The 4,746-nt window shown below is 74.4% G+C and carries 5 protein-coding genes; 3 read left to right on the top strand and 2 right to left on the bottom strand.

Features of this window, described 5'->3' with window-relative positions:
* Both ACSNOB_RS31490 and ACSNOB_RS31495 read right to left on the bottom strand, forming a co-directional pair.
* The coding region (locus tag ACSNOB_RS31490) for an MBL fold metallo-hydrolase (protein WP_436691022.1) at positions 1-890 on the bottom strand (890 nt) is incomplete at its 3' end.
* A 154-nt stretch (positions 891-1,044) separates the two neighbouring features.
* Complete coding sequence (locus ACSNOB_RS31495; protein WP_436691024.1) at positions 1,045-1,959, bottom strand: serine hydrolase; 915 nt, start codon at positions 1,957-1,959, stop codon at positions 1,045-1,047.
* A gap of 51 nt (positions 1,960-2,010) precedes the next feature.
* On the opposite strand from ACSNOB_RS31495, the gene ACSNOB_RS31500 reads away from it, so the two are divergent.
* From ACSNOB_RS31500 to ACSNOB_RS31510, 3 genes are all read left to right on the top strand, one after another.
* Positions 2,011-2,967, top strand: coding sequence for a LysR family transcriptional regulator (locus tag ACSNOB_RS31500; RefSeq protein WP_436691026.1), 957 nt, complete (start codon positions 2,011-2,013; stop codon positions 2,965-2,967).
* 115 nt (positions 2,968-3,082) lie between these two features.
* Positions 3,083-3,934: an aldo/keto reductase gene (locus tag ACSNOB_RS31505; protein ID WP_436691028.1), complete on the top strand. Its 852-nt coding sequence runs from the start codon at positions 3,083-3,085 to the stop codon at positions 3,932-3,934.
* Positions 3,935-3,972: 38 nt separating this feature from the next.
* A complete protein-coding gene (locus ACSNOB_RS31510) occupies positions 3,973-4,710 on the top strand; it encodes a hypothetical protein (protein WP_436691030.1) in 738 nt (245 codons plus the stop codon).
* The last annotated feature ends 36 nt before the right edge of the window (positions 4,711-4,746 follow it).

Consider the following 4,746-nt stretch of genomic DNA (forward strand, 5'->3'; position numbering starts at 1 on the left):
GTCGGCGCGACGGGCACCGGGTTGCGCAGCTCGGTCTCGAAGTTGTCGAAGTGCACCGGCACCACGACCTTCGGCCGGTCCAGCGCGTCGAGCAGCCGCTCGGCGTAGTCGGCCGTGGCGGTGCTGCTCGGCAGCGCCACCATGGCCACGTCCGGGGCGAGGCCGGTCAGGTTCCGCTCGACGAAGTCGCTGGCGCCCATGAAGAACACCGACGGGCCGTCTGCCACCCGCACCTGGTAGGCCAGGGTGTCGCCCTCGGGCAGGTCGGCGACGGTCTCCGGCTTCGCCGGCGGGCTCACCCGGACGCCGGGGAAGGCCATCGAGTACGACTTGTTGCGGCTGTGCAGCGAGCTGACGACCTCCACGGTGTAGTCCCCGAAGTCCAGCACCTCCCCGCCCTTGACCGGGCTGAGCTGCCCCGACGGCACCTTGTACGCCAGCCCGAGGTGGTAGGCCGTCAGCGTGCCGACGACCCGGGCGCCGGTGCGGCCGGCGATGTGCGGGACGTCCATGTAGTGGTCCCAGTGGGTGTGCGTGACGAGCACGGTTTCGGCCCGGTCCACCAGGGCGTCCACCACGTCGGTGCGGACCTCCAGCTTCGTGGCCTGGTTGAAGGCGCCCCTGAACAGCCCGGTGTCGATCCGGCTGACGAAGGGGTCGACCAGGACCGTCCGGTCGCCGATGTCGATGCGCCAGGCCGACGTGCCCCACCAGCGGAAGCTGACCGGGCCGCGGCGGCGTCCGGCCGGGGCGGCGACGACCGGCGCGGTGGCCGGCGGCGCGGCCTGCGCCGGGGTGGTCAGGGCGGCGCCGGCGAGGCCGCCGGCGGAGACCAGCGCCGTGCTGGCGGCGGCGTCCCGGAGGAAGCGGCGGCGATCGAGGTTGGGCATGCGGAACTCTCCCCGTCGTGGTGCGGATCGGTCGGTGCCGAGCCAACCAGCACGACCGGGGCCCGGTCCAAGATCCACGGCCGGATCGGTCGATATCCGCCGGGATATCGGACCAGCTCAACGGGCCCGGAGCCGGGGTGTCGGGGCCGGGAAATCAGCGGCCGCGCAGCGCCTCGACGGCGGCGTGGGCGGCCTCCCCCATCGCCAGATCGACGTCGATGCGGCGGGTGGCGAGCTGCGCCGCGCGGGCGAAGACGGCGACGGCGTACCGGCCGCCGTCGGGGTACTCGGCCACGCCGGCCTCCAGGTGCAGCCCGGGCAGGCTGCCGGTCTTGCCGGCCACCCGCACGCCCGGCGGGAAGCCGGAGGCCAGCCGGGTCCAGAAGAGCTGCCGGGCCATCCAGCCCCGGACCATCGCGCACGCCTCGGGCGGGCCGGCCTCGTCCCGCCAGACCAGGCCGAGCAGCCGGGTGATCTCCCGGGCGGTGCTCGACGTGGTGTGCGCCGGGTCGAACATCCGCATCGCGCGGACCCGGTCGGCCGGCAGGGTCGGGAAGATCCGGGCGAAGTCCGCCTCCGTGCGCGCGCCGACGTCGGCGAGCATCATCTCGACCAGCTGCCGGGGCCCGCCGACGATCCGGGTACGCGGCAGCCCCAGCTCGGCGGCGAGCATCGGCAGCACGTCCGCCCCGACCCGGCGCAGCAGCAGGTCGGCGGCGGTGTTGTCGCTGACGGACATGGCGAAGTACGCCAGGTCCCGCAGCGACACCTCGGCGTCGTCGGCGCAGCCCGCGATCCCCCACCCGCCGAGCCGGTCGTCGGCGGTGACGAGCACCCGCTCCTGCGGGTCGAGCTGGCCGGCGACGACCTGCCGGGCGAACTCCAGCACCAGCAGGATCTTGAAGATCGAGGCGATCACCACCTGCTCGTCGGCCCGCACCGCCACCTCCCGCCGGCCGGCGGGCTCCCCCGGGCCCGCCTCGCCGTCGACCGCGTCGAGGTCGACGACGTGCAGGCAGCCGCTGACCCCGACCCGCGCGAAGATCTGCCCGATCCGCTCCGTCACCACCGTGGCACGGTAGCCGCCGCCCGCGCCGCGGCGCTGGCGTAGGGTCCGGCCGTGGACCTGCTCCGGCACCTGCGGCACTTCGTGGTGGTCGCCCGCGAGCTGCACTTCGGTCGGGCCGCCGACCTGCTCGGCATGGCCCAGCCGCCGCTGAGCCAGTCGGTGCAGCGCCTGGAGCGGGAGCTGGCGGTCGAGCTGTTCGACCGGTCCCGCCGCCAGGTGCGCCTGACCACCGCCGGTCAGCTGCTGCTCGGCGAGGCCGAGGAGCTGCTCGCCGGGGAGGGCCGGCTGCGCAACCTGATGCGCCAGGTACGCGAGGGGGTGTCCGGCGTGCTCCGGGCGGGAGTCCCGCCGGAGACGCCCGCGGTGACCCTGCGCGAGCTGCTCGACCGGCTGGCCGAGCGGGCGCCCGGGCTCGACGTGGACCTGCACGAGCTGACCAGCGGCGAGCAGGAGCGGATGCTGGCCGAGGGCCGGCTGGACGTCGGCCTGCTCCACCACCCCGTCACCGACGACGGGCTGCGCCTCGGCGCCGCCGTCGACGTACCGCTGGGGGTGCTGCTGCCGCGGGCCTCGCCGCTGGCCCGCCGGCGGGAGGTGGAACTCGCGGCGCTGGCCGGCCTGGACCTGGTGACCGCGCCCCGGGCGACCGCGCCCGGCTGGCACGACCACCTGCTCGACGTCTGCCGCCGGCACGGGTTCGCGCCGGGGCGGGTCCGCCCGGCGCGCAACCCTGAGTTCCTCTTCGGGCTGGTGCTGGCCGGCGGCGGGGTCGCCGTCGAGCCGGCGGCGACGGCCCGCCGGGAGCCCCGGATCGCCTGGCGGCCGATCGCCGGGTCGCCACTGGTCAAGCGCACCTCGGCGGCGTGGCCGCGCCGGGGCGCGCATCCCGCCGCGCCGATGTTCGGGCAGCTCGCGGCGGAGGTGCTGGCCGACGGGCCCACGCCCCCGGCGCCGCCGCCCGTGCCGGCGCCCCGGCCCTGGCGCGTGCTCTTCGACGAGCCGACCTGAGGCCGGGATCACCGGTTGGGAGGGCGGCGATCAGGGGTACGCCAGGGAACGGCCCGCCGGGCGTGGAAGCGCTTCCGCGCACCCGGCCTCGTGAACGACCGGCGAAGGAGCCACGATGGCGAACGCGATCCCCGACATCTCCCTGAACGACGGCAACACCATCCCGCAGCTCGGCTTCGGGGTGTTCCAGATCGACCCGAAGGACACCGTCGCGGCGGTCCGCAAGGCCCTGGAGGTCGGCTACCGGCACATCGACACCGCCGAGATGTACGGCAACGAGGCCGAGGTGGGCCGCGCGATCCGCGAGTCGGGGCTGGACCGCGACGAGGTCTTCGTGACCAGCAAGCTGAACAACGGCTTCCACCGGCCCGACGACGCCCGCAAGGCGTTCGAGTCGACGTTGGCCGCGCTGAAGATGGATTACATCGACCTGTTCCTGATCCACTGGCCGCTGCCCACCCTGTACGACGGTGACTTCGTCTCCACCTGGAAGGCCCTGGAGGAGTTCCAGCACGACGGCCGGGCCCGCTCGATCGGGGTGTCGAACTTCCAGGTGGCGCACCTGGAGCGGCTGGCCGCCGAGTCGGAGGTGGCGCCGGCGGTCAACCAGGTCGAGGTGCACCCGTACTTCGGCAACGAGGAGGTGCGCGCCTACGGCCGGGCGCACAACATCCTGACCGAGGCGTGGTCGCCGATCGCGCAGGGCAAGGTGCTGGACGACCCGACCGTCGTCGACGTCGCCGAGCAGGTCGGCCGGACCCCGGCCCAGGTGGTGCTGCGCTGGCACGTGCAGCGCGGCGACATCGTCTTCCCGAAGTCGACCACTCCGCAGCGGATCGAGGAGAACCTCCGGATCTTCGACTTCGAGCTGGACGACACGGCGATGGAGCGGATCACGGGGCTGGACCGGGGCGAGGCCGGCCGGCAGGGCCCGAATCCGGACACCTTCGACTACGTCCCCGCGTAACGCGGGGCGGCGGAACGGCGCACGTAGGAGGGGGCCCGGTGGGCCCCCTCCTACCCGTACGAAAGGACAGCGCCGCCGCGATGATGCGCCGCACGCCCCTGGTCCTCCTGTCGGTGCTGGCCCTGCTCGGGCCGGCCGCCTGCGCTCCCAGCCGCGCCGCCGACACACCCCGCTGGTCCGCCGCCGCGACTCCGGCGTCACCGACGGCACAGCCCCCGCGCCCGGCCCCGACCTCCACCGCGGAGACACGCACCCGGGTCACCGCGGCGATGCTGAAGCTGGACACGCAGTTCCACCCGGAGACGGCGGAGCACACCGAGGAGAACAGCGAGGCGTGGAAGCTCATCTCCCTCTGCCGGGACAGCCTGCCCTCGGACCGCAGGCGCACCGCCTACCGGGAACGGGTCTGGGACGGTGAGACCGTGTGGATCCGGCAGTACGTGGTCGGCTACCTCAAGGTGCCCGGCCGCAAGCTCGCCGACGAACTGCGGTCCGTGCTCAAGAGCTGCGACAAGTACGAGGTGCCGAACGACGGACGCACGTCGGTGATCGTGCGACCCACGCCCCCGCCGGTGCCGAACGGGCCGGACGTGATCACCTTCTGCGAGAAGCTGATCGGCGAGGCGACCCGCCACCAGTGCACGCTGTTCATGACCCGGGGCAACTTCGTGCTCCAGGTGGACGTCTCGGCGGGCGGCGGCGACCTGGCCGCCGGCACCGAACTGCTCGCCAGGGTGGCCCCGCTGGCGACCGCCGCCCTGGCCAAGGCCGCCTGAGCACACGCCGCGGGGCGGGCGCGGCCGCGCCCGCCC

It is taken from the genome of Micromonospora sp. URMC 106, assembly GCF_051386395.1.
Lineage (GTDB): Bacteria > Actinomycetota > Actinomycetes > Mycobacteriales > Micromonosporaceae > Micromonospora.

Coding starts and splice junctions, on each gene's coding strand:
- ACSNOB_RS31505 (WP_436691028.1), top strand. CDS start 3,083: ATGGCGAACGCGATCCCCGACATCTCCCTGAACGACGGCAACACCATC.